This window comes from Klebsiella sp. JN_Kp121, from assembly GCF_040062145.1.
Taxonomy (GTDB): Bacteria; Pseudomonadota; Gammaproteobacteria; order Enterobacterales; family Enterobacteriaceae; genus Klebsiella; species Klebsiella aerogenes.
Genome location: NZ_JBEAHX010000001.1, coordinates 192,563 through 219,170, shown reverse-complemented (window position 1 = coordinate 219,170; position 26,608 = coordinate 192,563). Strand labels below are relative to the sequence as shown.

The window sequence follows — 26,608 nt, the reverse complement described above, 5'->3', positions numbered from 1 at the left end:
GTGTGGTCAGGCAATTACAGTGCCGCTTCGTCGGATTCGCCGGTACGAATACGAATCACGCGCTGCAGTTCGGCGACAAAAATTTTGCCGTCGCCAATTTTTCCGGTCCAGGCGGCCTTGCCTATCACCTCGACAACCTCATCCAGCTGATCGTCGGCAATCGCAATATCAATTTTTACTTTTGGCAGGAAATTGACGCTGTATTCGGCGCCGCGATAGAGCTCGGCATGGCCTTTCTGGCGGCCGAAGCCTTTCACTTCCGTGACCGTCAGGCCCTGAATGCCGATGGAGGACAACGCTTCGCGAACGTCTTCCAGTTTGAATGGTTTGATTACCACGGTAACCAGCTTCATAAATCCCCTCCAGTCAGTATTTGATAGTGGCCGCAGCTAACACAGGAGATAAAGCAAGGGATATGCCAAAAATGAAAACGGGCCGTGAATCGGCCCGTTTATGGAGAAAAAAACGCGAGGATGTTACTGGCGAGACGGCAAATGACCGCTAATGCGCAAAAATGCACCAATACGGTGCGCCCTTAGTGAGCAAGTTGCACCACTTCACGTCACCCCTGCACCAATGCCTGCTGATGGTGCATCAGGCGCTCAGCGACTCCTCCTCAACGCTGGCGGCTAGCTCTTCGCCAGCCAGCTGTAGCTGGTACATCTGCCAGTAACGGCCCTTCGCCGCCAGCAATTGCTGATGGTTCCCGCGCTCGACGGCTTGGCCACGGTGCAGCACCAGGATCGTATCCGCTTCGACGATGGTCGACAGACGGTGGGCGATAACTACCAGCGTGGTGTGCTCGCGCACTTTCGCCAGCGCCTGCTGGATAGCCTGCTCGGTACCGGAATCGATGTTAGCTGTCGCTTCATCGAGGATCAGCACCTGCGGCGTCTCGACCAGCACACGGGCCAGCGCCAACAGCTGTTTCTGCCCCACCGACAGGTTGTTGCCCTGCTCGCCCAGTTGGGTATAAATCCCGTCGCTCATTTCACGGGCAAGGTCAGCGAGCTGCACCGCCTCCAGCGCTTCCCAGACCTGCTGCTCGCTGATATCGCGGCCCAGCGTCACGTTGGCATAGAAGGTATCGGCTAATACCACCGGATCCTGTTGCACCATCGCGACGCCCCGACGTAAAGCGCTGTGGCTTAACGACGACAGCGGGCGGCCATCAAGACGAATTTCGCCTTTGGTCAACGGGTAGTAGCCCATCATCAGGCTGGCCAACGTGCTCTTGCCGCTACCGGTATGGCCAACCAGCGCCACAAAACCGCGCGAAGGAATATCCAGATTGATATCCTGCAGCACCAGCCGATCGTCGCGATAGGCAAAAGAGACGTTATCAATCGCCACCGCACCGCTGCGTAACGGCGCGCTATCGTTACCCCAGCTCTGGCGTGGACGGTCCATCAGCTCAAACACGCGTTCGCCCGCCACCACCGCTTGCTGCAGCATCGACTGCTGGGTGGTAAGTTCGATCAGCGGTTCGTTAAGCCGCCCGAGATAGCTAATAAAGGCATATAACACCCCGACTTCGATACTTCCGGAAGCGCTAAAACCAAACAGCATCAGCAGGCCGCAGAGGATCAGCGATGAAAACAGGCTTAACAGCGGTCGCAGCAGGAAACCATCCAGACGCAGCGTCTGCATGCGCGCCAGATAGTGTCCGTAACTGGCTTCACGCATTCGCTCGCCGAATCGCGCCTGCTGGCGGAATTGCTGAATAACGCCCATGCCGTTGATCACTTCGTTGAAGCCATCATTGATATCGGCAAGCCAGGCGCGCATGCGACGCACGATCGGCGTGCTGTAACGCTGATAGATAGCCATCACGATCAGCACCGCCGGGAAGATAGCCACCGCCACCAGCGCCATTCGCCAGTCGAGACTAAACATCGCCACCAGCATCGCACCAATCAGCGCCGCGCTACGCAGCACCGTCGCCACGACTGTCACGTACAGGTCACGGATCACTTCGGTATCGTTGGTAACGCGTGATATCAACTGGCCGACCGGTTGCGTATCAAACTCGCTTAACGGCTGACGCAGCGCAGCGTCCATCACATCGCTGCGCAACTGCTGCACCACGCCGACCGCCGCCCGGTTAAACAGCAGCGCCTGGTTATAGTGCAGCGTAGCGGCAAGGATCTGCAGGCAGATATAGGCCGCCGCCAGGCCGCTGACCAGCTTCACCGGTAGCGACTGTTTCGCCACCATGTTATCAATGAAATAGCTTATCAGCAGCGGGCCGCTGACTTCCGCCGCCGCCGCTATCCACATCATGATAACGGCAATGATAAGCGGCTTACGCCACGGCGAACCGTAGGCCAGCAGACGTTTCAGGGTCGGCCAGAGATCGGCGAAATTACGCATCTGTCGCCTCCTCATCCTGCGGCGCATCGTCGAGCGCTGCTTCCAGTTGCTGATAGCGGTACATATCGCGATACCATCCCGACTGGGTGGCAAGCTGCTCATGGCGGCCGCGCTGGGCAATATGGCCGTGTTGCAGAACCAAAATTTCACTGGCTTCGGTTAATGCTGAGAGGCGGTGGGCGCTGATGATCACCGTCCGCCCTTCCCCCCACTGTCGCAGGTTATGCAAAATATCATGCTCCGTCCGCCCATCAACCGCCGACAGCGCGTCATCAAGGATCAGGATTTCCGCCTCCAGCAGCAGCGCTCGGGCAATAGAAATACGTTGTTTCTGACCGCCTGAGAGCATGACGCCGCGCTCGCCGACTTCCGTTTCATAGCCCTGCGGCAGGCGCAGAATATCATCATGAACGCTGGCCAGCCGCGCGACATGTTCGATTTGTTCCCGGGTCGCGTCCGGTTTACCCAAGGCAATGTTATTGGCCACGGTATCGGAGAACAGGAATGGGGTTTGATTGACCACCGCCAGCCGCCCGCGCCAGCTATCAAGCTGCAGGCGAGACAGCGGAATATCATGGAAACGGATATCCCCCTCGGTAACATCAAAATGGCGCTGAATAAGGGAAAGTATGGTGCTTTTCCCGGCTCCCGTCGGGCCGCAGATACCGAGCATTTGCCCCGGCTGCAGGGTGAAGTTAACCTTCTCCAGCGACGGTTTCGTCGCCTGCGGATAGATAAATTCGCGCACCGCCACGTTAAGTGCCCCGCGCCCCTCCGGCACCGTTTCGCTACCATCTTTGACCACCGGCGCTTCTTCCAGCATCGAACGAATACGTCCATAGGCGGCGCTACCGCGCTCAACGATGTTAAACATCCACGCCAGCGCCAGCATTGGCCAAATCATCAGGCCGAGATACATGACAAAACTGGTTAACTGACCAAGGGTCAGCTCGCCCTGCAACACCAGCCAGCTGCCGCCGCCGATTGCCAGCAGGTTGGCCGCGCCAATGGCAATATAGATTGTCGGGTCGAAGCGGGCATCGATACGCGCGACCCGCATGTTCTTCGCCCCGGTATCCGCCGCATCGGCGGCAAACTGCGCCGACTGGCGATCCTCAAGGCCGAACGCTTTAATCATCCGTATGCTGGTCAGGCTTTCCTGTGTGCGATCGTTGAGGCTGGAAAAAGCCGCCTGCGCCACGCGGAAACGCTCATGCAGGGCATCGCCATTACGCTTGATCGCCAGCGCCATAAACGGCATCGGCACCAGCGCCAGCAGCGTTAACTGCCAGCTGATTTGCGTCGACATCACAATCAGTACCGCACAGCCCATCACCAATGAATCCACCAGCGTCAGGACGCCCTCGCCGGCGGCGAAGACGACGCGGTCAACATCGTTGGTCGCGCGGGCAATAAGATCGCCGGTACGGTGACGCAGATAGAAGGCCGGATGCTGGCGGCTGAGCTGACGGTAGAAGTCTTCACGCAGTTCAACGGCCAGTTGATAAGAGGCGCCGAAGAGCAGCACGCGCCAGACATAGCGCAGCAGATAAATCATCACCGCGATAACCACCAGCGCGCCGATCCACATCCACACCTGCTCTGCGGTGTAATGTTCTTTAGTCACGCCATCGACCACAATCCCCACTACTTTCGGCGGGATTAGCTGGAGTACGGCAATAACGGCAAGCAGAGCGACGGCGCCGAGATAGCGGCGCCACTCCCGGCGAAAGTACCAGCTAAGTTGAGCAAATAATCGCAAACGGTAAAATCCTGAATGTATAATTCGTGGCGGCAAAAAGCCGTTAATCAATAGGTAAGGCCGTGGTGTATTTTATCTGTTCCATGGCAAAACTCGAAGTGACATCCGACAGCCCCGGCACGCTGTTCACCAGACGTTTATAAAAGTCGTCATAGCGCTTCATATCCGCGACCTGCACCCGTAGCAGGTAATCGTACTCGCCAGCCATACGCCAGAAACCCAGCACTTCCGCCATTTGCGACACTTCGCTAACAAAGCGGCAGTACCAGTCGCTGCTGTGATGCTGGGTTTTTATCAAAACGAAGGCGGTTAGACCGAGCCCCAGCTTTTCCGCATCCAGAATGGCCACGCGCTCGCGCAGGATACCTTCGTCCTCAAGGCGCTTGAGCCGTTTCCAGCAGGGCGTGGTGGTCAGATTAACGGCATCCGCCAGCGCCTGCAAAGAGAGGGTGCAGTCAGTTTGCAGCAATGAGAGCAGCTTACGGTCAATTTTATCTAGCATAAGGCCACCAGAGAGAATAATTTACTCCCGTAATTGTAATTGAAAGGCCAAATAGCAACAATTTTTCCCGCACAATCCGCTAAGCTGGGCACAAAATGACAAACAGGAATCCGAGATGAACAGCGCCTGGGTAAAACATGCTATTAGTGAAATTAACGCCGACTATCAGCGTTCCGCCGATACACACCTGATCCGCCTGGCGTTGCCTGGTTTTCCGGGGATCCCTATTTATCTGAAAGATGAGAGTACGCATCCAACCGGTAGCCTCAAGCACCGACTGGCGCGCTCGCTGTTTCTCTATGGTCTGTGCAACGGATGGATCAAAGAAGGCACCACGATTATCGAATCGTCTTCGGGTTCGACGGCGGTCTCAGAAGCCTATTTTGCTCGCCTGCTGGGCCTGCCGTTTATTGCCGTGATGCCCTCCTGTACGGCGAAACGTAAAATCGAACAGATTGAATTTTATGGCGGACGCTGTCATTTCGTCGACAACGCCTGCGAAATCTATGCTGCTTCCGAAATGCTGGCGCGCGAGTTGAATGGCCACTATATGGATCAGTTCACCTTCGCCGAGCGCGCCACCGACTGGCGCGGCAATAACAATATCGCCGACAGCATTTTCCGCCAGATGACCCATGAGCCGTATCCGCAGCCGTCGTGGATCGTCATGAGCGCCGGTACCGGCGGTACTTCTGCAACCATCGGCCGCTATATTCGCTGCCAGGGTTACGAGACGCAACTGATGGTCGTCGACCCGCAGAATTCGGTGTTCCTCGATTACTGGCAAAGCCGCGACGCCAGCCTGCGCAGCCCGGTCGGCAGCAAGATCGAAGGGATTGGCCGTCCGCGCGTCGAGCCATCGTTTATTCCTGACGTCGTCGATGAGATGCTGCGCGTTCCGGATGCCGCCAGCGTCGCTACCGCCCTGTGGCTGGAAAAGCAGCTTGGAAGAAAAGTCGGCGCCTCCACCGGTACCAATATGTGGGGCGTGCTGCAACTGGCCACGCGCATGCGCGATAAAGGACGCCAGGGTTCCATCGTCACCCTGTTGTGCGACAGCGGCGAACGTTATCTCGAAAGCTATTACAACCCGCAGTGGGTCGCGGCGAATATCGGCGATATTAGCCCGTGGCAGACGCAGATTATGCAACTAAGCGGCGCACAATAAAAAAAGCCGGATAGAACGCTATCCGGCTTGCTGGTAGGGTCTCTCTATTCGGGGGAATAAGGAAGATCAGGATTATCCAGCCAATGTGTTAAAAAATGGGAAACAGCCTGATGACGGCAGTCTCCGATGATCGGTAGATGCGGCAGTTCAGCTTTGAGCTGCGGCATCGCGTTGCCCATAATGAACCCTCGCCCTACGCTACCGAGCATCTCGCGATCGTTCATTGCATCACCAAAGGCCATGCAGTCCTGCAAAGTGAAACCTAAGTGCTGGCTCAGCACCGCCAGCGCTGCCCCTTTATTACAGCCGACCGGCAGCACCTCCAGGCAATCCATCGCCGAGAAACAAAGAAACGCGCGATCGCCTAGCGCGTCATTTAGCTGGATCCGCAGGCGGCGCAGATCGTCATGATCGCCGCAGAAACAGATCTTGGTGACGTGGTGCGCCGGCATCCGTTTCGGATCGCTCAGTTGATAATGAAAGCCGCTGAAGGCGTGAGCCCGGAGCAGTTCCGGCCTTGCCTGGCCGGTAAACCAGCCGTCATCATTGAAAACGTGCATACTCGCCTGAGTATCCCACACGCTGTGCAGCACCTCTTCCGCCACTTCCGGATTCAGATCCTGGCGATACAGCTCTTCACCTTCCAGTGAATGGATGCGCGTGCCGTTACCGGTAATCAGAAAAGCATCAAGGGAAAACTCGCCGATCACATGGTGCATTTCCAGAGCATGGCGACCGGTGGCAAAGGTCAGGGCGATATCGCGTTCACGCAGCCGTCTCAGCGCCGTCAGAGTCTGTTCTCCGAGACGATGGTCCGGCATCAGCAGGGTGCCGTCCATATCAAATGCCGCTAATTTTGCCATGGTATTTTCCCCGATGTGTGATGGGTTTCGCTTGTGTTGCAGTATCGCCTGAGATATACGGAAGTAATAGTGAATAGATATTTTTTATTGTTCCGGGTTTTCGGCAAATGAGATTATTAAATCGTTTAAATCAGTATCAGCGCCTTTGGCAGCCGTCGTCCGGCGCTCCGCAGCAGGTGACCGTTGGCGAGCTGGCTGAACGCTGCTTTTGTAGCGAGCGCCATATCCGTACGCTGTTGCGCCAGGCTCAGGAGGCCGGCTGGTTAAGCTGGCAGGCCAGCTCCGGGCGCGGCAAGCGCGGAATGCTCTGTTTTTACAAAACCCCGGAAAGTTTGCGTAACGAGATGATGGAACAGGCGCTGAATAAGGGTCAGCAACAAAACGCGCTGGAGCTGGCGCAGCTGGCGCCGGTTGAGCTGAAAGCGTTGTTGCACCCCTTCCTCGGCGGACAGTGGCAAAACAATACCCCGACGCTGCGTATACCTTACTACCGTCCGCTGGAACCGCTGCGCCCCGGTTTTCTTCCCGGTCGTGCGGAACAACATTTGGCCGGGCAGATCTATTCCGGCCTGACGCGTTTCGACGATAGCGACAATACGCCGGTGGGCGATCTGGCACACCACTGGCAGGTATCACCCGATGGGCTGCGCTGGCACTTTTATATCCGCTCTACCCTGTGTTGGCATAACGGCGATACCGTGAAAACCTCACAGCTGCAGCAAAGACTACTGTTGCTCCTGGAACTCCCGGCTCTCCGCACCCTCTTTGCCAGCATCAGCCGTATCGATGTCACCCACGCCCAATGTTTGACGATTACGCTGCATCGCCCGGACTACTGGCTACCGTTCCGTTTAGCCAGCTATTGCAGCGTGCTGGCGCATCCTGACGATCCGGCGCTCGGTAGCGGTCCGTTCCGAATAAAGCTTTTTGGCCCGGATCTGGTTCGGCTGGAGAACCATCCCCGCTACCATTTACAGCATCCGCTGATCCAGGCGGTAGAATATTGGATCACGCCGCAGCTATTCGAAAGCGATCTCGGCACCAGCTGTCGCCATCCGGTACAGATCACCATCGGCGATCCCGAAGAGCTCAATAATTTGCGCCAGGTGAGCAACAGCATCAGCCTCGGCTTCTGCTATTTGACCCTGCGTCATAGCCCACGTCTCAGTAAAGCGCAGGCCCAGCGGATAATTTCGATTATCCACCGCTCGTCGTTGCTGGAAACGCTACCGCTGGATGAAGATCTGATTACGCCGAGCCATGAAGTGCTACCGGGCTGGTCCATTCCCCAGGGCCCGGAAAACCATGAGGTGCCGTTGCCGCCCCAACTCACCCTGCTCTATCATTTGCCGGTCGAATTACACACAATGGCTGAGCAACTGAAACTGCGCCTCGCCACTCTCGGCTGCGAACTGACGCTCATTTTTCACGACGCCAAAAATTGGGACGGCTGCCGGTATCTGGCGCAGGCCGATATGATGATGGGCGACCGCCTGATTGGCGAAGCGCCGGAATATACCCTTGAGCAGTGGCTGCGCTGCGATACGCTATGGCCCCATTTGCTGACCGGGGCGCAATATGCGCACCTGCAGGCAACGTTAGATGCCGTGCAGGCGCAGCCCGAAGCGCGTAGCCGCAACGATGCCCTGCGCAACGTCTTCAATACGCTGATGGATGACGCCATCATGACGCCGTTATTCAAATACAATTACCGCATCAGCGCGCCGCCGGGGGTTAATGGCCTGCGCCTTAATGCCAGAGGGTGGTTCGACTTTGCCAGCGCCTGGCTACCGGCATCATCGGCGTGAGAGAGCTGGTCGCCGCGAGCGTCTGACGGTACCATAACGCTTTCACTTATTTAGTCAGGAATTGCTATGAAACGCGCCGTAGTTGTCTTCAGCGGAGGACAAGACTCAACAACCTGCCTGGTGCAGGCACTGGAACAGTATGATGAAGTGCATTGCGTCACTTTTGATTATGGCCAACGCCACCGCGCCGAGATTGACGTGGCTCGCGAGCTGGCGCTAAAACTGGGCGCGGTGGCGCACAAAGTGCTGGACGTTACGCTGCTTAACGAACTGGCGGTGAGCAGCCTGACCCGCGATAGCATTCCGGTACCGGATTACGAGCCGGATGCCGATGGTATTCCGAATACCTTCGTTCCAGGTCGCAATATTCTGTTTTTAACCCTGACGGCGATCTACGCCTATCAGGTTAAGGCCGAAGCGATTATTACCGGCGTTTGCGAGACCGACTTCTCCGGTTACCCGGACTGCCGCGACGAATTTGTTAAAGCGCTGCACCACGCGGTTAGCCTTGGTATGGCGAAAGACATTCGCTTTGAAACGCCGCTGATGTGGCTCAACAAAGCCGAGACCTGGGCGCTGGCCGATTATTGGGGCCAGTTGGATCTGGTTCGCCGCGAAACGCTCACCTGCTATAACGGCATCAAGGGCGACGGCTGCGGCCAGTGTGCGGCCTGCAACCTGCGCGCCAACGGCCTGAATCAGTATCTGGGCGATCAGGCCGGCGTGATGGCGCAAATGAAGCAAAAAACCGGTCTGGGCCAGGGGCACGAAGCTTAAGTTCAACGTCCCCGGTGGCGCTTCGCTTACCGGGGCTACGGGTTCGCAACTCTCCGCGGTCCGACTGTTATTAGCGCAAATTCATCTGGTCGAGCTTTTCGCGCAACTCCCCTTCCAGCAGCTGCGCCTTCTGCGTTTTCAAATCAATGCAGACAAAGGTAATCAGCGCATCGGCCACCACTTCACCGTTAGGGTTAAGGGTCACAACCTGACTAAGGGTGCCGCTTTTGCCGTTCAACTGCTCAAGCTTACTGGTCACGGTGAGCACGTCGCCAAGTACCGCCGGGCGACGATAATTGATATTGATATTGACCACCACAAAAGCGATGTTATGGCTGGTCATCCAGTGAAACGCCGGACTACTCTCCAGCCCATCCCAGCGCGCCTCTTCGAGAAACTCCAGATAACGAGCATTGTTAACGTGCTGGTAAACATCCAGGTGATAACCGCGAACTTTAATTTGAGTCTGCATAGCGCACATGCCTTACTATTATTGTTGTTAATCAGGTAAGAGGTCACACCAGATGATGTAACCTCTTTAGCATGGCAAAGATTTGCTACTGTGCAAACCAACAGGCGAAAATTACAGCGTCAGATGTGACAGATTTCTCTCTACCAGTGAACTGCCCATCCCAGGGACCTGTTTAAGATCGTCGAGAGTCTTAAACGGCCCATATTCTTCGCGGTAGCTGACGATTGCCTGCGCTTTCTTGAGCCCAACGCCGTTCATAGCCTGTGCTAACTCCTCCGCGCTGGCATTATTGATGCTAACCTGCGCGCCGTGGGTATCCGCCGTTTTGGCCTCCTCCGGCATTTTCGTCTGCGGCGCCTGAATAGTTTCTTTTGCCGATGCCGCCTTGCCGCTCGCCGATGCCGCCAGCGCCCCCTGAGAACCCGCCGCACAAGCCAGCAACACGGCGGCAATAACCATTTTCATTCCTCTGTTCATGCTGTTATCTCCTTGTTTGTAGACAGCAAGGTCACGATAGCGGCTACAAAAAAGGAGTACAAAAGGCAGATTGCGGAAATGGAAAAGGCCGCGAAAGCGGCCTTTAAGTATTGCATCGCGTTACCTCGTTTTGCGAGACGGCGCGAAATTATTGCTGCTGGTCGATGATGTCGCCGAGCTTGATTTTGGCTTCTTTACGCAGATTGCTCATCAACGCTTCGAATGCGATTTGCGCATTATTCTGAGTAATACCCTGCACCATCGCTTTCTTCTGCTCTTCTGGCATAGCGCCCGCTTTTACTTCATCCAGCGCCAGCAATACTACGTTGCCTTTAGCATCGCTGCCTACGCCGTAGCTGGCTTTATCTTTCTGCGGCAGCGGCAAAGAGAATGCAGCCTGACTCAGTGGATCCTGGCCGGTACGGGACAGCGTCTGCGCGGCGCCGAAGCTCAGCCCTGCGGCTTTCATCGCTTCATCACCTTTGCCAGCTTTCAGGGCAGCTAACAGTTTGTCAGCATCCAGTTTCGCCTGCTGTTCCGCTTTATTGCGCTTCACGATATCAGTCACCTGCGCTTTCACTTCCGCCAGTGGCTTAACGCTTTCCGCTTTGTGCTCGCTAATGCGTAGAACAAAGGCGCGATCGCCGTCAACGGTAATGATATCGGAGTTACTACCCGGCGCGCCGTTTTCACCCACCAGACCGCCATTAAAGATAGCATCGGCAACCGGCTTGAAGTTCAGCTCCTCCGGCAGGTTGTCACGGCCGAACCAGCCGGTCTCAACCACTTTCAGGCCGGCAACCTGCGCCGCGCCCGCCAGGGATTCGTTATCATTGCTGGCTGCATCGCTAACTTTCTGCTGTAGCGCGTAGTACGCGTCCAGCGCTTTTTCCTGTTTCACTTTAGCCGCGATGTCGTTACGCACATCGGCCAGCGGTTTTACCTGCGCCGGCTGAACATCATCAAGGCGCGCCACCAGGAAGCCTACGGAAGATTTGATCACCCCGGAAAGCTGACCTTTGTCTTTCAGGCCGGCATCTTTGAGCTCAGGCACGGTAGAGGCCTCTTCCATCCAGCCCATATCGCCGCCGTTACGCGCAGAGATGATGTCGGTAGATTTCTCTTTTGCCAGCGTGGCGAAATCGGCGCCTTTTTGCAGTTCGGCGAGCACCGCTTTCGCATCAGCTTCAGTTTTAGTCTGAATCACGCTGTAGCGATTACGCTGCGGCTGAGTGAACTGATCTTTATGCTGGTCATACCATGACTGGATTTCTTCGTCAGAGGCGTTTTCCTGCATGCTGGCGGCATCCATCTTGATGTAGCTCACGCGGAACTGCTCTGGCGCCATAAAACGGGCCTGGTTCTGCTGCCAGAAGGCGTTAATCTCTTCATCACTAACGGTCTGTTTCGCCGCCAGCGCGTTAACGTCGATAGTCGCTTCACGAACCACGCGCTGTTGGGATACCAGCGCCGCCAGTTGGTCGGACTCGCCCGGCAGCATGAAATCGGTACCGGCTACCGCATTGATCAGCTGTTGCGTCGTCAGTTGGTTACGCAGCGCTTGCGCGTATTGATCGGTGGTCATGCCCATTTGATTCACGATGCCGCTGAAGCGCTCGTTATCAAACTTGCCGTTCGACTGGAAGGCCTGGGTCTGGAAGATGGCCTGTTTCACCTGGTCGTCGCTGATGCTCAGGCCCAGTTCACGGGCATACTGATCCAGCAGCGATTCATCGATCAGACGGTTCAGCACCTGCTGACGCATGGTCTTCATGTAGTTTTCGTTGGCCGCCAGCTCGGAGAACTGATCGCCTAGCTGCTGCTGCATGCGGTTACGCTCGCTGGCAACGGCATTTTCAAACTGCGCGCGGCCAATCTCCTGACCATTCACTTTTGCGGCATAGTTGTTGCCGCCGCCAATCAGGTAACCACTCACCCCGGTCAAAATGAACGAGACGATAATGATACCGAAAATAATCTTGAGCACGACGCTGTTGGCGGCCGTGCGTAGGTTGTCCATCATGGTGTAACAACGCTCCGCTGTAGATGACTTTAGCTCGCGCAGCATAGCACGTGATGGCTGCCGCGCGTGAGGACGTATTTTGACAAGAAAACGGGGCAATTGTCAGCCCACAAGTGCGCATAAACACACATAAAGTCGCGTTCTGGATAAATAAAAAAGGCACATCTCGCGATGCGCCCTTGTACTTCGTCACATTCCCTGACGGGAGTGCCGATTAGTTTACCGCGTCTTTCAGCGCTTTACCTGCACGGAAGCCCGGTACTTTAGCGGCAGCAATGGTAATTTCTTTACCTGTTTGTGGGTTGCGACCAGTACGGGCAGCACGCTCTTTAACAGCAAAAGTACCGAACCCTACCAGCGCAACATCATCCCCAGCTTGCAGAGATTCAGTAACAGAAGCGATCAAAGCATCTAACGCACGTCCAGCTGCAGCTTTAGAAATGTCCGCACCCGCAGCAATTTTGTCAATCAGTTGAGATTTATTCACTGTTCTCTTCCTCTCTTTATAATTTATATCGCACCAGAATCCTTCATGGCGCGACCGCGCAGCAGTTATATCAGGACTGTCATGCCCTTACAACAGAGTTGTCGATGACCCCTGCCAGCGATCTAAGTTAGCTACACAAAAAAAGGCTGGCAAGTACGAATTTACTTACCAGCCCCACTTTTCTTAACGCTATTTGCGCGATATCACTATTTTGCGCTTACAACCTGCATGCCAAACGGTTCATTTTGCAGGGCAAGTGCCAGAACTTCCTCGATTCGCTGTACCGGATGAATATCCAAATCGGCGATAACGTTTTCCGGAATTTCTTCAAGGTCACGCTTGTTTTCGTAAGGAATCAGAACAGTCTTAATCCCCCCACGATGCGCCGCCAGCAGTTTTTCCTTCAGACCGCCGATTGGCAGCACCTGGCCGCGCAGGGTGATTTCCCCTGTCATCGCCACATCGGCGCGTACCGGGTTACCGGTCAGGCAGGAAACCAACGCGGTGCACATCGCCGTACCGGCGCTCGGACCATCTTTTGGCGTTGCCCCTTCCGGTACGTGCACGTGAATATCGCGTTTTTCGTAGAAGTCCGGATTGATACCAAGCTTCTCAGCACGCGCGCGTACCACGGTCAGCGCTGCCTGAATCGACTCCTGCATGACTTCGCCAAGTGAACCGGTGTAGGTTAACTTGCCTTTGCCCGGAACGCAGGCGGTTTCGATGGTCAGCAGATCGCCACCCACTTCCGTCCACGCCAGACCGGTCACCTGACCTACGCGGTTTTCGCTATCCGCGCGGCCGTAGTCAAAGCGCTGCACGCCAAGATAATCGTGCAGGTTTTCACCGTTAATCTCGATGTGTTTCAGCGACTTATCCAGAAGCAGCTGTTTAACGGCTTTACGGCACAGCTTGGAAATTTCACGCTCCAGGCTACGTACGCCTGCTTCACGGGTGTAGTAACGAATAATGCCGATAATGGCGCTATCGTCGACCGTCAGCTCGCCCTTTTTCAGCGCGTTGCGTTCGATCTGCTTCGGCAGCAAGTGGCGCTTAGCAATGTTCAGTTTTTCATCTTCGGTATAACCGGAGAGACGAATCACTTCCATACGGTCCAGCAGCGGAGCCGGGATATTCATGGAGTTGGAGGTCGCCACGAACATCACGTCGCTGAGATCGTAGTCCACTTCCAGATAGTGGTCGTTAAAGGCCACGTTCTGTTCCGGATCCAATACCTCCAGCAATGCTGAAGCCGGGTCGCCGCGCATGTCGGAGGACATTTTGTCGATCTCATCCAGCAGGAACAGCGGGTTTTTCACCCCCACTTTCGCCATTTTCTGGATCAGTTTCCCCGGCATCGAGCCAATATAGGTACGGCGGTGACCACGGATTTCCGCTTCATCACGCACGCCGCCCAACGCCATGCGCACGTACTTACGCCCGGTGGCTTTGGCAATAGATTGACCCAGCGAGGTTTTACCCACCCCCGGCGGCCCTACCAGGCACAGGATCGGCCCTTTCAGCTTGTTAACGCGACTCTGCACCGCAAGATACTCAAGGATGCGGTCCTTGACTCGCTCCAGACCATAATGATCGGTATCGAGGATCTCTTGCGCCTGACGCAGATCTTTTTTGACCTTGCTGCGGGCATTCCACGGCACCTGCACCATCCAGTCGATGTAGCCGCGCACGACGGTGGCTTCCGCCGACATCGGGGACATCATCTTCAGCTTTTGCAGTTCCGCTTCGGTTTTTTCTTTCGCCTCTTTCGGCATCTTCGCCGCGTCGATCTTACGCTTCAGCGCTTCGTTTTCGTCCGGGGCGTCATCCATCTCGCCGAGCTCTTTCTGGATGGCTTTCATTTGCTCATTCAGATAGTACTCACGCTGAGATTTTTCCATCTGCTTTTTCACGCGGTTGCGAATGCGTTTCTCAACCTGCAGCAGATCGATTTCAGATTCCATCATCGCCATCAGATATTCCAGACGCTCGTTCACGTCGGACATCTCCAGCACGGACTGTTTGTCCGCCAGCTTAAGCGGCATATGCGCAGCGATGGTATCCGCCAGACGCGCGGGATCGTCGATGCTATTCAGCGACGTCAGCACTTCCGGTGGGATTTTTTTGTTCAGCTTGATGTAGCCTTCAAACTGGCTGATAGCCGTACGCACCAGCACTTCCTGCTCCCGCTCTTCAATGACCGGAGAAGCAAGGTACTCTGCTTTGGCGGAGAAGTGCTCGCCGTTATCAGACAGCGCAGTAATACGCGCACGCTGTAAGCCTTCCACCAGCACTTTCACAGTGCCGTCCGGCAGCTTCAGCATTTGCAAAATTGACGCCACGGTCCCGACGGTGAAAAGATCGTTTACACCCGGCTCATCCGTCGACGCTTCTTTCTGCGCGACCAGCATGATTTTTTTATCATGGTCCATGGCCGCTTCCAGACAACGGATAGATTTTTCCCGCCCTACAAACAGGGGTATGACCATGTGCGGATAAACCACCACATCGCGCAACGGCAATACGGGGATTTCAATGCGTTCAGAACGCTCAGGATTCATAGAGCTCTCTCTTAGTTTAAAGTCCGCCAGGTAGCCGACGACACCTTCATTAACGCGTCGCCGTTAATATGTAATCCAGTATATGGGGATGTATTCCATACATTCAACGGCGGGAACACAGGAAAAATAAAAGGGGGGATAAAATCCCCCCTTTTTGCTTAACTGCTTGTGTCGATTGGCGAATTATTCGCCAGATGCCTGCTGCGCTTCCGGCTTGCCGTAGATCAGCAGCGGCTTGCTCTGACCTTCGATCACCGACTCGTCAATCACCACTTTTTCGACATCTTCCATGGACGGCAGATCGTACATGGTGTCGAGTAGCGCGGCTTCAACGATCGAGCGCAGACCACGGGCGCCGGTTTTACGCGCCATCGCTTTCTTGGCGATCGCATCCAGCGCTTCATCACGGAATTCCAGCTCAGCGCCTTCGAGGCCAAACAGCGCCTGATACTGCTTAGTCAGGGCGTTTTTCGGCTCTTTCAGGATCTGAATCAGCGCTTCTTCACTCAGTTCATTCAGCGTCGCGACAACCGGCAGACGGCCGATAAATTCCGGGATCAGACCAAACTTGATCAGATCTTCCGGCTCGACCTGCGCCAGCAGTTCGCCTTCGCTGGCTTTGTCGGATTTCGCTTTAACCGTCGCGCCAAAACCAATGCCGGAGCCGGTTTCAACACGGTGGGAAATCACTTTGTCCAGGCCTGCGAACGCGCCGCCGCAGATAAACAGAATCTTGGAGGTATCAACCTGCAAGAACTCCTGTTGCGGATGTTTGCGCCCGCCCTGTGGCGGAACAGCGGCTACGGTACCTTCGATAAGCTTCAACAGCGCCTGCTGAACGCCTTCGCCGGACACGTCGCGGGTAATCGACGGGTTATCCGATTTACGGGAAATTTTGTCGATCTCATCGATGTACACGATGCCGCGCTGCGCTTTCTGCACATCGTAATCGCATTTCTGCAGCAGCTTCTGGATGATGTTTTCCACGTCTTCGCCCACGTAACCCGCTTCGGTCAGGGTGGTGGCATCGGCCATGGTAAACGGAACATCCAACAGACGCGCCAGCGTTTCAGCCAACAGCGTTTTACCGGAACCGGTCGGCCCGATCAGCAGAATGTTGCTTTTACCCAGTTCTACGCCATTGCTGGTGTCGCCGTTGCGCAGACGTTTGTAGTGATTGTATACCGCCACTGCCAGCACTTTTTTCGCCTGTTCCTGACCGATAACATAATCGTCCAGATGGTGGCGAATTTCGTGCGGCGTCGGCAGCGCGCTGCGCTCGCGGTGCGGAGCGACTTCTTTAATCTCTTCGCGAATGATGTCGTTACATAAATCAACGCATTCGTCGCAGATATACACGGATGGCCCGGCGATCAGCTTACGCACTTCATGCTGGCTTTTGCCGCAAAAAGAGCAGTACAACAGTTTGCCCGAACCATCTTTGCGTTTATCTGTCATGAGTCCAAACCTCTTCTTAAGTTCTTTGTGCCGCAGATGACGACGCAAATGCCATTCTCAGGCGCAAGTCGCGATCACGCGTTGTGCCGCCCAGTTGTTAAAACAAGTATAGCGGCACCCTTACGCCACGGGCATCAATTACGATGGGTCAAGATGGAATCGACCAGGCCGTATTCCACCGCTTCCGACGCCGACAGGAAGCGGTCACGCTCGGTATCGCGCTCGATCTGCTCAAGGGATTGACCCGTATGATGCGCCATCAGTTCATTCATACGCCCTTTCACTTTCAGAATTTCACGGGCGTGGATTTCAATATCCGTCGCCTGACCCTGATAGCCGCCCAGCGGCTGGTGAATCATCACGCGGGAGTTCGGCAGACAGAAACGCTTGCCTTTCGCCCCGGCGGTCAGCAGGAAGGCGCCCATTGAAGCCGCCTGCCCCATACAGATAGTGCTGACATCCGGCTTGATGAACTGCATGGTGTCGTAAATTGACATCCCGGCGGTGATCACGCCGCCCGGAGAGTTAATGTACAGGTAAATATCTTTTTCTGGATTTTCCGCTTCCAGAAACAGCATCTGCGCCACGATCAGATTAGCCATGTGGTCTTCCACCTGGCCGGTCAGGAAAATAACGCGTTCCTTGAGCAGACGGGAATAGATATCAAAAGAACGTTCACCGCGTGAGGTCTGTTCAATGACCATCGGCACCAGGGCCATATGGGGTGCAAAGTTATCTCGTTCGCCACTGTATGACATTTCCGTCTCCTGGATTAATTTTGAAAAAACCTGCTGCACTGATTGTAACCTTATGGACGGATTATCAGCCAGAGTTTCTATCCGCAGGGCACTGATACGTTGACCTGGTCATTATTCCTGACGCTGCGGATGCAGATACGTCACCCGGTTATGGGGATGGCGCAGCCATAATTCAAGCATAACAACCTTTTGGAGTAACGCTATCACTGAAAATGTGTTTTAGCACTCATCCTAAGCCTATCATTGCAATAAAAAAAACCCGCCGCCTTTCGGCAACGGGCTTTTGCGCGAACTTTAAACAGCCGGGCTAAATTACGCCTGCTGGTTCATCAGTTCGTTGAAGGAAGTGGCTTTTTCAGACACTTTAGCTTTCGCCAGCACGGCTTCAACAGCCTGCTCTTCCAGCGCCACGTTGCGCATGTTGTCCATCAGCTCTTTGTTCTTGCTGTAGAACTCAACCACTTCTGACGGATCTTCGTACGCGGAAGCCATCTCTTCGATCAGGCCTTTCACGCGCTCTTCGTCAGCTTTCAGCTCGTTGGTGCGAATCACTTCGCCCAGCAGCAGACCAACAACTACGCGACGTTTAGCCTGCTCTTCGAACAGTTCGCGAGGCAGTTCCAGAGCCTGTTTCTCGTTACCGCCGAAACGCTGAGCAGCCTGACGACGCAGTACGTCGATTTCACTGTCGATCAGAGCAGCCGGAACGTCGATGTCGTTCGCTTTCACCAGGCCTTCGATAGCCTGAGATTTAACGCGGTTACGCACGGCGCCTTTCAGCTCGCGTTCCATGTTTTTACGCACTTCCGCACGCAGACCTTCAACGGAACCATCTTCAACGCCGAAACGCTTGATGAATTCAGCAGTCAGTTCCGGCAGCTCGCGTTCTTCAACTTTTTTCAGGTTGATAACGAACTTAGCGGCTTTACCTTTCAGGTTTTCAGCGTGGTATTCTTCCGGGAAGGTCACGTCGATGGTGAACTCTTCGCCAGCTTTGTGGCCTTTGATACCGTCTTCGAAGCCCGGGATCATACGACCCTGACCCATCGCCAGTACGAAGTCAGACGCTTTACCGCCTTCGAACTCTTCGCCGTCTACAGAACCGGTGAAGTCGATGGTAACGCGATCTTCAGCGTCAACAGCGCCTTCTTTTTCTTTCCAGTTCGCCTGCTGCTTACGCAGGGTGTCCAGCATGCCGTCAACGTCAGCGTCGGTGACTTCAACAACCGGTTTTTCAACTTCGATTGCGTCCAGACCTTTCAGCTCAACTTCCGGATACACTTCGAACTCTACCGCGTAGGTGAAGTCTTCGCCCAGCTTGTATTCGCCCGGAACGTAGTTCGGCGCGCCGGCCGGATTAATTTTCTCTTTGATGATCGCGTCAACGAAATGACGGCTCATCAGGTCGCCCAGCACGTCCTGGCGAACGGAAGCGCCATAACGCTGAGCAACAACATTCATCGGCACTTTGCCTTTACGGAAGCCGTCAATGCGAACTTTTTTCGCTACGTTGACCAGCTCGCTTTTGACAGCATTCTCGATGCTGTCAGCGGCGATAGTAATCGTTACACGGCGCCCAAGGCCCTGAGTGGTTTCAACTGAAACTTGCATCTTGTTACCTCAAAAAAATCACAGTGCTCGGTCAACTCTGGAAGCGCGTGTAGGTGGCTTCGCAGAACCGGGATGCCCTCTTCAAATCAGAAACACATTCCCTGTCGTCAGAATCATCCCGAAGACATTCATATATAAGACGCGGCATTATAGCGGCATCACTTTTGTGAGTCGAGAACGGTTGTCACCCACTGCTGCGGCGTTTTTCACATTTCCCGCTCAAATTTGTCTGCAAAAGCGCGAACTTTGCGCATTTTCCAGGCAAAAGAAAACGGCCCGCAGGCCGTTTTTGCTAAATCTTCACGCAACATACTGGAAAAGCGCCAGCGGTTGCAAATGTGATTTTTACGCGATGCTACCCGCTCCGCGGCATGGCGGAGAGGCAAAGACGGTATCCTGTAGCCCTTCCCACTCTTTAATCGTGTAAGTATGCAGCGCCAGCGCGTGCACGGTGCTTGACAGCTCCTCGGTCAACGTACCGTAAATCATACGATGACGATTAAGGAAACGTTCGCCGGTGAAGCGGTCGCTCACCAACACCACTTTAAAATGACTTTCAGAGCCCGCAGGGACGTTGTGCCGATAGCTTTCATCCACGACTTCCAGATACATCGGGTCGAACGCTGCTCTAAGTTTTGCTTCGATCTGCTCACGTATCATCATGAATTTTCTCCTCCGACAACGCTGAGATGCCGCCTTTCCCTTTAAATGTTAGCCGCTTTTACCGCTTCCATTGGCAGAAAACAACAAAAAATTAGCATTCCTCTGATATTTTCACGCAAAAGTATCAGGTTTACTGATGATGAACGCTAAATCTCCCTGCTAAATCGCCACCGGAAATGGGACGAGGTCATAAAACGCACAACACGATGATTTTCCACTCGTAGCCACTTCCCCTCACCGTTGGCGATGTTATGATGGCGGGAATTTTCCTTAAACACCCTAACTACTTCGAGTTGCAGAAAAAAGCGCCCGCGATTCCCCGCGGCGTCTGAAACCTGAATTATGACGGGTATAACAACACCGTGCGTTGAGACCCTGAACATGCTGAAGAAAATTCTATTCCCGTTGGTCGCGATGTTTGTACTCGCAGGATGCGCCACCCCGCCGACGACCATTGAAGTATCGCCGAAAATCACCCTGCCGCAGCAGGATCCGAGCCTGATGGGCGTTACCGTCAGCATCAACGGCGCAGACCAGCGTACCGATCAGGCGCTGGCGAAGGTCACCCGTAACAACCAGCTGGTTACGCTGACCGCCTCTCGCGATCTGCGCTTCCTGTTGCAGGAAGTGCTTGAGAAGCAAATGACGTCGCGCGGCTACATGATTGGCCCGAACGGCGCCGTCGACCTGCAGATCATTGTTAACAAACTGTATGCTGACGTCTCGCAGGGCAACGTGCGTTACAACATCGCCACTAAAGCGGATATCGCCATCGTCGCCACCGCCGCTAACGGCAACAAGATGACTAAGAACTATCGCGCCAGCTATTCCGTTGAGGGCGCTTTCCAGGCTTCCAACGAGAACATTGCTAACGCGGTTAATAGCGTGCTGACCGATACCATCGCCGACATGGCGCAGGACACCAGCATTCACGACTTCATCAAACAAAACGCTCGTTAATAAAATAGCAGGCCCGGTTCACTCCGGGCCTGCTCTATATGCCATGTCCAATCACTACTTGCGTATTTTTCAGCAACCCAAATCAGCTATTTTGCTGATCCTCGGCTTTGCTTCTGGTTTACCTCTCGCACTGACTTCCGGCACGCTGCAAGCGTGGATGACCGTTGAAAATATCGATTTAAAAACTATCGGCTTCTTCTCTCTCGTCGGTCAGGCATACGTATTTAAATTTTTGTGGTCGCCATTAATGGACCGCTACACGCCGCCGTTTTTAGGCCGCCGCCGCGGCTGGCTGCTGACGACTCAGCTTGCGCTGCTTATCGCCATCGCCGCGATGGGCTTTCTTGAACCCGCAACGCAGTTGCGCTGGATGGCGGCGTTGGCTGTGGTTATTGCTTTTTGCTCCGCATCGCAGGATATCGTCTTTGACGCCTGGAAAACCGACGTCCTCCCGGCGGAAGAGCGCGGCGCCGGTGCGGCGATAAGCGTGCTCGGTTATCGTTTGGGAATGCTGGTTTCCGGAGGGTTAGCGCTCTGGTTGGCCGACCGTTGGCTGGGCTGGCAAGGTATGTACTGGCTGATGGCCGCGCTGCTTATTCCTTGTATTATCGCCACGCTGCTGGCGCCGGAGCCCAGCGACGTCATTCCGGTGCCTAAATCGCTTGAGCAGGCCGTCGCCGCGCCGTTGCGCGATTTCTTCGGTCGCAACAACGCCTGGCTTATTCTGCTGTTAATTGTCCTTTATAAGCTCGGCGATGCCTTCGCCATGAGCCTGACCACCACTTTCCTTATTCGCGGCGTCGGTTTTGATGCCGGCGAAGTCGGAATGGTGAATAAAACGTTGGGCCTGTTCGCCACCATTGTCGGCGCACTCTACGGCGGCGTGCTGATGCAGCGCCTGACGCTGTTCCGCGCCCTGCTGATCTTTGGCTTGCTGCAGGGGGCCTCCAACGCCGGATACTGGATCCTCTCGGTCACCGATAAACACCTTTATTCGATGGCGGCGGCGGTATTTTTTGAGAACCTGTGCGGCGGGATGGGCACCGCGGCGTTTGTTGCGCTGTTAATGACGCTGTGTAACAAGTCGTTTTCCGCCACTCAGTTTGCGCTACTGTCGGCGCTGTCGGCGGTGGGTCGCGTTTACGTTGGGCCGATTGCCGGCTGGTTTGTCGAAGCGAACGGCTGGCCGACGTTTTATCTTTTCTCCGTCGTTGCCGCCGTGCCGGGGATTTTGCTCCTGCTTCTGTGTCGCCGTACGCTGGAATATACCCAACGCACGGAAAGCTTCTTGCCGCGCACGCAATACCCTCAGACTTACGCCCTGGCGCTGCTTATCCTGGCGGTAGGTTGCTTGATGCTGGCGATATGGCTGCTGCTGTTGGCGATGAACGCGCTGGATTACACCTCTTTCTCCTTCCTGCCTGGCCTGCTGGAAGTCGCCGCGCTGACCGCTATCGGTGGTATTTTGCTCGGCGCGATTCTGGACTATATGGCGCTACGCAAAACGCAGCTGATTTAATTTTCGCCAAACCGTTAATAGCCGTTTTAATTACCCGAGGTAATTATAACGGCTTATTAGCGATTTTATTTTCCTTGGGAGCTGATTTGTTGTTTTGTGCGTTTTAGATTTCTGGAAATTATTGACAATTTTTACGCGATTCTTTAATTAATTTAACCGATTCAGCAGCGTTACTTTATTTTAACGTTTTCTTTATGTCTTTTATTTGATAATTAATTGTTAATTATTTGTGTTATTTTAACCATGTTTATACCCGTACACCCATAAGCATTCCCTTTCTTATCCCTTTCGTTATAGATCCAGCGTAAATCAGGCTTTGCAAGCAATTACGTCACATTCCGTAACATATGTGACAATCCAAGCAGAACCCGCTAACACAGAACTGACACAGATCCAATCGTGTTTACAGTAATGCAACCTTACCGTAAAATGCCCGTACACTTTAAACGCCACCAGATCCCGTGGAATTGAGGTCGTTCAATGAGACTCAGGAAATACAATAAAAGTTTGGGATGGATGTCATTAATCGCAGGTACTGTATTACTCAGTGGTTGTGATTCTGCGCTCCTTGACCCAAAAGGACAGATTGGACTGGAGCAACGCTCTTTGATTCTGACGGCATTCGGCCTGATGATGATTGTCGTTATTCCCGCCGTCTTAATGGCAGTAGGATTTGCCTGGAAGTATCGCGCGAGCAATAAAGATGCGAAGTATAGCCCTAACTGGTCACACTCCAACAAAGTTGAAGCTGTGGTCTGGACGGTTCCTATTCTGATCATCTTGTTCTTGGCCGTTCTGACCTGGAAAACCACTCACGCTCTGGAGCCAAGCAAACCGCTTGTCCACGACGAGAAAGCAATCACCATCGAAGTTGTATCGATGGACTGGAAATGGTTCTTTATTTACCCGGAACAGGGTATCGCTACCGTCAACGAAATCGCCTTCCCGGCGAACGTACCGGTACACTTTAAAGTCACTTCCAACTCCGTGATGAACTCGTTCTTTATTCCGCGCTTAGGTAGCCAGATTTATGCGATGGCCGGGATGCAGACTCAGCTGCACCTCATCGCTGATGAAGCAGGCACCTATGACGGTATCTCCGCAAGCTATAGTGGCCCGGGCTTCTCTGGTATGAAGTTCAAGGCTATCGCCACCCCGGATCGTGCAACCTTCGATCAGTGGGTAGCAAAAGCGAAACAGTCCCCGAATTCCATGGACTCCATGGCTGCATTCGACAAAGTGGCTGTGCCTAGCGAAAACAACAAAGTGGAATACTTCTCTAACGTGAAACCGGATTTGTTCAAAGATGTTGTTAACAAATTCATGTCTCACGAGAGCATGAACATGTCTAAACCTGAAGGCGAGCACGCTGCGCACGAAGGGATGGAAGGCATGGACATGAGCCACGCGGAAACCGCTCACTAAGGGGCCGAGGAAGAAAACGATGTTCGGAAAACTTACACTGGATGCAGTGCCCTACCACGAACCTATTATCGTGGTAACGGTTGCTGCAATCATCGTCGGGGGACTGGCGATACTGGCAGCGATCACTTACTTCGGTAAGTGGTCCTACCTATGGAACGAGTGGCTGACGTCCGTCGACCACAAACGTCTCGGTATCATGTACGTTATCGTGGCAATCGTCATGCTGCTGCGTGGCTTTGCTGACGCCGTTATGATGCGTAGCCAGCAGGTGCTGGCCTCAGCCGGGGAAGCAGGATTCCTGCCACCTCATCACTACGATCAGATCTTTACCGCCCACGGCGTTATCATGATCTTCTTCGTGGCAATGCCATTCGTTATCGGCCTGATGAACCTGGTGGTTCCGCTTCAGCTCGGCGCGCGTGACGTTGCGTTCCCGTTCCTCAACAACCTGAGCTTCTGGTTCACGGTTGTGGGCGTGATTCTGGTTAACCTGTCTCTGGGCGTCGGTGAGTTCGCACAGACCGGTTGGCTGGCGTATCCGCCGCTTTCGGGAATTGAGTACAGTCCTGGCGTAGGGGTCGATTACTGGATTTGGGCGCTGCAGCTCTCCGGTATCGGTACTACCCTGACCGGTATCAACTTCTTTGTGACCATTATCAAGATGCGTGCCCCTGGCATGACCATGTTCAAGATGCCGGTATTCTCCTGGGCATCTCTGTGCGCCAACATCCTGATTATCGCCTCCTTCCCAATTCTGACCGTCACCGTCGCGCTGCTGACCCTGGACCGCTATCTGGGCACCCATTTCTTTACCAACGATATGGGTGGCAACATGATGATGTACATCAACCTGATTTGGGCCTGGGGTCACCCGGAAGTGTACATTCTGGTTCTGCCGGTATTCGGGGTCTTCTCCGAAGTCGCAGCGACCTTCTCGCGTAAACGTCTGTTTGGTTACACCTCGCTGGTGTGGGCAACCGTCTGTATTACCGTTCTGTCGTTCATCGTTTGGCTGCACCACTTCTTCACCATGGGTGCCGGCGCGAACGTAAACGCCTTCTTCGGTATTACCACTATGATTATCGCAATCCCGACCGGGGTTAAGATCTTCAACTGGCTGTTCACCATGTACCAGGGCCGCATCGTCTTCAACTCGGCGATGATGTGGACTATCGGCTTCATCGTTACCTTCTCCGTTGGTGGGATGACCGGTGTTCTGCTGGCGGTACCGGGTGCGGACTTCGTACTGCACAACAGTCTGTTCCTGATTGCGCACTTCCATAACGTCATCATCGGCGGCGTGGTATTCGGTTGCTTCGCAGGCCTGACCTACTGGTGGCCGAAAGCCTTTGGTTTCACCCTGAACGAAACCTGGGGTAAACGCGCATTCTGGTTCTGGATCATCGGCTTCTTCGTCGCATTTATGCCGCTGTACGTGCTGGGCTTCATGGGTATGACCCGTCGTCTGAGCCAGGACATCGATCCGCAGTTCCACTCCATGCTGGTTATTGCAGCATGCGGCGCGGCGCTGATTGCTTGCGGTATCCTGTGCCAGCTGATCCAGTTCTACGTTTCTATCCGCGATCGCGATCAGAACCGTGACCTGACCGGTGACCCATGGGGCGGTCGTACTCTGGAGTGGGCTACTTCTTCTCCACCGCCGTTCTATAACTTCGCTGTGGTTCCTAACGTTCACGAACGTGATGCGTTCTGGGAAATGAAAGAAAAAGGCGAAGCGTACAAGCAACCTGCGCATTATGAAGAAATTCATATGCCGAAAAACAGCGGCGCGGGCATCATCATTGCTGCATTCGCAACGGTGTTTGGCTTCGCGATGATCTGGCATATCTGGTGGATGGCGATTGTTGGTTTCGCCGGCATCGTAGTGACCTGGATTATCAAGAGCTTTGACGAGGACGTGGATTACTACGTACCGGTTGCAGAAGTCGAAAAACTGGAAAATCAGCATTTCGATGAGATTAACAAAGCAGGGCTGAAAAATGGCAACTGATACTCTTGCGCACAATGCCCACGCGCATGAACACGGGCACCATGATACAGGACCGATGAAAGTCTTCGGTTTCTGGATCTACCTGATGAGCGACTGCATTATCTTCGCTACGCTGTTCGCAACCTATGCCGTTCTGGTGAACGGCACGGCTGGCGGCCCAGCGGGTAAAGATATCTTTGAACTGCCGTTCGTTCTGGTTGAAACCGCACTGCTGTTATTCAGCTCCATCACCTATGGCATGGCGGCTATCGCCATGTACAAGAACAACAAGAGCCAGGTCGTTTCCTGGCTCGCCCTGACCTTCCTCTTCGGTGCAGGGTTCGTTGGGATGGAAATCTATGAATTCCATCACCTGATTGTTGAAGGTATGGGTCCGGACCGTAGCGGCTTCCTGTCAGCGTTCTTCGCGCTGGTTGGTACCCACGGTCTGCACGTCACCTCTGGTCTGCTGTGGATGGCGGTATTGATGGTTCAGGTATCCCGTCGCGGCCTGACCAGCACTAACCGTACCCGTATTATGTGCCTGAGCCTGTTCTGGCACTTCCTGGACGTGGTGTGGATCTGCGTGTTCTCTGTTGTTTATCTGATGGGGGCGATGTAATGAGTCATTCTACCGATCATAGCGGCGCTTCTCACGGCAGCGTGAAGAGCTACATGACAGGGTTCATCCTGTCGATCATTCTGACGGCAATCCCGTTTGCAATGGTTATGAGTGGCTCTGCCTCGCATGCAGCGATTCTGGGAACCATCCTGGTCACGGCTGTAGTGCAGATTCTGGTGCACCTGGTGTACTTCCTGCACATGAACAGTAAATCTGACGAAGGTTGGAACCTGACCGCGTTTATCTTCACCGTAATCATCATTGCTATCGTTGTTGTCGGCTCCATCTGGATTATGTGGAACCTCAACTACAACATGATGATGCACTAA

General features: G+C 54.3%; 23 protein-coding genes. 9 read left to right on the top strand and 14 right to left on the bottom strand.

All coding sequences use genetic code 11. From position 1 onward, the window contains the following. Positions 1-14 precede the first annotated feature (14 nt). The 4 genes from glnK to ABLU86_RS01060 all read right to left on the bottom strand — a co-directional run bounded on the left by glnK (position 15) and on the right by ABLU86_RS01060 (position 4,637). Positions 15-353 (bottom strand): P-II family nitrogen regulator, encoded by a 339-nt coding sequence (glnK, locus tag ABLU86_RS01075; protein WP_015367937.1) that lies wholly within the window; start codon positions 351-353, stop codon positions 15-17. Between the two features lie 241 nt (positions 354-594). After that, positions 595-2,373, bottom strand: coding sequence for a SmdB family multidrug efflux ABC transporter permease/ATP-binding protein (locus ABLU86_RS01070; RefSeq protein WP_047076842.1), 1,779 nt, complete (start codon positions 2,371-2,373; stop codon positions 595-597). Continuing rightward, positions 2,366-4,135 (bottom strand): SmdA family multidrug ABC transporter permease/ATP-binding protein, encoded by a 1,770-nt coding sequence (locus tag ABLU86_RS01065; protein ID WP_348796043.1) that lies wholly within the window; start codon positions 4,133-4,135, stop codon positions 2,366-2,368. The genes ABLU86_RS01070 and ABLU86_RS01065 overlap by 8 nt, the downstream gene beginning before the upstream one ends. Before the next feature lie 43 nt (positions 4,136-4,178). Next, on the bottom strand, positions 4,179-4,637 hold the full coding sequence (locus tag ABLU86_RS01060) for an Lrp/AsnC family transcriptional regulator (RefSeq protein ID WP_015367940.1): 459 nt from the start codon (positions 4,635-4,637) through the stop codon (positions 4,179-4,181). A 115-nt stretch (positions 4,638-4,752) separates the two neighbouring features. On the opposite strand from ABLU86_RS01060, the gene ABLU86_RS01055 reads away from it, so the two are divergent. Continuing rightward, positions 4,753-5,805, top strand: a complete 1,053-nt coding sequence (locus ABLU86_RS01055) for a PLP-dependent cysteine synthase family protein (RefSeq protein ID WP_020079465.1) — start codon at positions 4,753-4,755, stop codon at positions 5,803-5,805. 44 nt (positions 5,806-5,849) lie between these two features. Here ABLU86_RS01055 and cof read toward each other — a convergent pair whose 3' ends face one another. Continuing rightward, a complete protein-coding gene (cof, locus tag ABLU86_RS01050; RefSeq protein WP_046883691.1) occupies positions 5,850-6,668 on the bottom strand; it encodes an HMP-PP phosphatase in 819 nt (272 codons plus the stop codon). A 107-nt stretch (positions 6,669-6,775) separates the two neighbouring features. On the opposite strand from cof, the gene ABLU86_RS01045 reads away from it, so the two are divergent. Then, a complete protein-coding gene (locus ABLU86_RS01045; RefSeq protein ID WP_032713991.1) occupies positions 6,776-8,476 on the top strand; it encodes an SgrR family transcriptional regulator in 1,701 nt (566 codons plus the stop codon). 66 nt (positions 8,477-8,542) lie between these two features. Beyond that, entirely contained in the window at positions 8,543-9,253 is a 711-nt protein-coding gene (gene queC / locus ABLU86_RS01040; protein ID WP_015367944.1) for a 7-cyano-7-deazaguanine synthase QueC, read from the top strand. A 70-nt stretch (positions 9,254-9,323) separates the two neighbouring features. Here the strand turns inward: queC and ABLU86_RS01035 are convergent, their stop codons facing one another. From ABLU86_RS01035 to bolA, 9 genes are all read right to left on the bottom strand, one after another. Continuing rightward, positions 9,324-9,725 carry a YbgC/FadM family acyl-CoA thioesterase gene (locus ABLU86_RS01035; RefSeq protein ID WP_015367945.1) on the bottom strand — a complete coding sequence of 134 codons (402 nt, stop codon included), beginning with the start codon at positions 9,723-9,725 and terminating at the stop codon, positions 9,324-9,326. A gap of 111 nt (positions 9,726-9,836) precedes the next feature. Beyond that, positions 9,837-10,202, bottom strand: a complete 366-nt coding sequence (locus ABLU86_RS01030) for a helix-hairpin-helix domain-containing protein (RefSeq protein ID WP_015367946.1) — start codon at positions 10,200-10,202, stop codon at positions 9,837-9,839. A 148-nt stretch (positions 10,203-10,350) separates the two neighbouring features. Next, the gene (ppiD, locus tag ABLU86_RS01025) at positions 10,351-12,225 is read right to left on the bottom strand and encodes a peptidylprolyl isomerase (RefSeq protein ID WP_015704592.1); all 1,875 of its coding nucleotides are present in this window, start codon (positions 12,223-12,225) and stop codon (positions 10,351-10,353) included. A 214-nt stretch (positions 12,226-12,439) separates the two neighbouring features. Continuing rightward, positions 12,440-12,712 carry a nucleoid-associated protein HU-beta gene (gene hupB, locus ABLU86_RS01020; RefSeq protein WP_002444653.1) on the bottom strand — a complete coding sequence of 91 codons (273 nt, stop codon included), beginning with the start codon at positions 12,710-12,712 and terminating at the stop codon, positions 12,440-12,442. 206 nt (positions 12,713-12,918) lie between these two features. Further along, complete coding sequence (gene lon / locus ABLU86_RS01015) at positions 12,919-15,273, bottom strand: endopeptidase La (RefSeq protein ID WP_348796044.1); 2,355 nt, start codon at positions 15,271-15,273, stop codon at positions 12,919-12,921. Between the two features lie 183 nt (positions 15,274-15,456). After that, positions 15,457-16,731 (bottom strand): ATP-dependent protease ATP-binding subunit ClpX, encoded by a 1,275-nt coding sequence (gene clpX / locus ABLU86_RS01010; RefSeq protein WP_015704591.1) that lies wholly within the window; start codon positions 16,729-16,731, stop codon positions 15,457-15,459. Positions 16,732-16,865: 134 nt separating this feature from the next. Next, positions 16,866-17,489 (bottom strand): ATP-dependent Clp endopeptidase proteolytic subunit ClpP, encoded by a 624-nt coding sequence (gene clpP / locus ABLU86_RS01005; protein WP_003021624.1) that lies wholly within the window; start codon positions 17,487-17,489, stop codon positions 16,866-16,868. A gap of 312 nt (positions 17,490-17,801) precedes the next feature. Further along, the gene (tig, locus tag ABLU86_RS01000; protein ID WP_015367952.1) at positions 17,802-19,100 is read right to left on the bottom strand and encodes a trigger factor; all 1,299 of its coding nucleotides are present in this window, start codon (positions 19,098-19,100) and stop codon (positions 17,802-17,804) included. A 345-nt stretch (positions 19,101-19,445) separates the two neighbouring features. Continuing rightward, positions 19,446-19,763 carry a transcriptional regulator BolA gene (bolA, locus tag ABLU86_RS00995; RefSeq protein WP_015367954.1) on the bottom strand — a complete coding sequence of 106 codons (318 nt, stop codon included), beginning with the start codon at positions 19,761-19,763 and terminating at the stop codon, positions 19,446-19,448. A gap of 381 nt (positions 19,764-20,144) precedes the next feature. On the opposite strand from bolA, the gene ABLU86_RS00990 reads away from it, so the two are divergent. The 6 genes from ABLU86_RS00990 to ABLU86_RS00965 all read left to right on the top strand — a co-directional run bounded on the left by ABLU86_RS00990 (position 20,145) and on the right by ABLU86_RS00965 (position 26,608). Beyond that, complete coding sequence (locus ABLU86_RS00990; RefSeq protein ID WP_032705501.1) at positions 20,145-20,723, top strand: lipoprotein; 579 nt, start codon at positions 20,145-20,147, stop codon at positions 20,721-20,723. A gap of 43 nt (positions 20,724-20,766) precedes the next feature. Beyond that, positions 20,767-22,242: a muropeptide MFS transporter AmpG gene (gene ampG, locus ABLU86_RS00985; protein WP_015367956.1), complete on the top strand. Its 1,476-nt coding sequence runs from the start codon at positions 20,767-20,769 to the stop codon at positions 22,240-22,242. 480 nt (positions 22,243-22,722) lie between these two features. Next, on the top strand, positions 22,723-23,667 hold the full coding sequence (gene cyoA / locus ABLU86_RS00980) for a cytochrome o ubiquinol oxidase subunit II (protein WP_015704588.1): 945 nt from the start codon (positions 22,723-22,725) through the stop codon (positions 23,665-23,667). 19 nt (positions 23,668-23,686) lie between these two features. Further along, complete coding sequence (gene cyoB, locus ABLU86_RS00975) at positions 23,687-25,678, top strand: cytochrome o ubiquinol oxidase subunit I (protein WP_042893778.1); 1,992 nt, start codon at positions 23,687-23,689, stop codon at positions 25,676-25,678. Continuing rightward, positions 25,668-26,279 (top strand): cytochrome o ubiquinol oxidase subunit III, encoded by a 612-nt coding sequence (locus tag ABLU86_RS00970; RefSeq protein WP_015704586.1) that lies wholly within the window; start codon positions 25,668-25,670, stop codon positions 26,277-26,279. Before cyoB ends, ABLU86_RS00970 begins: the two co-directional genes overlap by 11 nt. Next, complete coding sequence (locus ABLU86_RS00965) at positions 26,279-26,608, top strand: cytochrome o ubiquinol oxidase subunit IV (RefSeq protein ID WP_015704585.1); 330 nt, start codon at positions 26,279-26,281, stop codon at positions 26,606-26,608. Before ABLU86_RS00970 ends, ABLU86_RS00965 begins: the two co-directional genes overlap by 1 nt.

Excerpts from the sequence above, each read along its gene's own strand:
- glnK (WP_015367937.1), bottom strand. The coding sequence starts at position 353 with ATGAAGCTGGTTACCGTGGTAATCAAACCATTCAAACTGGAAGACGTT.
- ABLU86_RS01070 (WP_047076842.1), bottom strand. The coding sequence starts at position 2,373 with ATGCGTAATTTCGCCGATCTCTGGCCGACCCTGAAACGTCTGCTGGCC.
- ABLU86_RS01060 (WP_015367940.1), bottom strand. The coding sequence starts at position 4,637 with ATGCTAGATAAAATTGACCGTAAGCTGCTCTCATTGCTGCAAACTGAC.
- ABLU86_RS01055 (WP_020079465.1), top strand. The coding sequence starts at position 4,753 with ATGAACAGCGCCTGGGTAAAACATGCTATTAGTGAAATTAACGCCGAC.
- cof (WP_046883691.1), bottom strand. The coding sequence starts at position 6,668 with ATGGCAAAATTAGCGGCATTTGATATGGACGGCACCCTGCTGATGCCG.
- ABLU86_RS01045 (WP_032713991.1), top strand. The coding sequence starts at position 6,776 with ATGAGATTATTAAATCGTTTAAATCAGTATCAGCGCCTTTGGCAGCCG.
- queC (WP_015367944.1), top strand. The coding sequence starts at position 8,543 with ATGAAACGCGCCGTAGTTGTCTTCAGCGGAGGACAAGACTCAACAACC.
- ABLU86_RS01035 (WP_015367945.1), bottom strand. The coding sequence starts at position 9,725 with ATGCAGACTCAAATTAAAGTTCGCGGTTATCACCTGGATGTTTACCAG.
- ABLU86_RS01030 (WP_015367946.1), bottom strand. The coding sequence starts at position 10,202 with ATGAACAGAGGAATGAAAATGGTTATTGCCGCCGTGTTGCTGGCTTGT.
- ppiD (WP_015704592.1), bottom strand. The coding sequence starts at position 12,225 with ATGATGGACAACCTACGCACGGCCGCCAACAGCGTCGTGCTCAAGATT.
- lon (WP_348796044.1), bottom strand. The coding sequence starts at position 15,273 with ATGAATCCTGAGCGTTCTGAACGCATTGAAATCCCCGTATTGCCGTTG.
- clpX (WP_015704591.1), bottom strand. The coding sequence starts at position 16,731 with ATGACAGATAAACGCAAAGATGGTTCGGGCAAACTGTTGTACTGCTCT.
- clpP (WP_003021624.1), bottom strand. The coding sequence starts at position 17,489 with ATGTCATACAGTGGCGAACGAGATAACTTTGCACCCCATATGGCCCTG.
- tig (WP_015367952.1), bottom strand. The coding sequence starts at position 19,100 with ATGCAAGTTTCAGTTGAAACCACTCAGGGCCTTGGGCGCCGTGTAACG.
- bolA (WP_015367954.1), bottom strand. The coding sequence starts at position 19,763 with ATGATGATACGTGAGCAGATCGAAGCAAAACTTAGAGCAGCGTTCGAC.
- ABLU86_RS00990 (WP_032705501.1), top strand. The coding sequence starts at position 20,145 with ATGCTGAAGAAAATTCTATTCCCGTTGGTCGCGATGTTTGTACTCGCA.
- ampG (WP_015367956.1), top strand. The coding sequence starts at position 20,767 with ATGTCCAATCACTACTTGCGTATTTTTCAGCAACCCAAATCAGCTATT.
- cyoA (WP_015704588.1), top strand. The coding sequence starts at position 22,723 with ATGAGACTCAGGAAATACAATAAAAGTTTGGGATGGATGTCATTAATC.
- cyoB (WP_042893778.1), top strand. The coding sequence starts at position 23,687 with ATGTTCGGAAAACTTACACTGGATGCAGTGCCCTACCACGAACCTATT.
- ABLU86_RS00970 (WP_015704586.1), top strand. The coding sequence starts at position 25,668 with ATGGCAACTGATACTCTTGCGCACAATGCCCACGCGCATGAACACGGG.
- ABLU86_RS00965 (WP_015704585.1), top strand. The coding sequence starts at position 26,279 with ATGAGTCATTCTACCGATCATAGCGGCGCTTCTCACGGCAGCGTGAAG.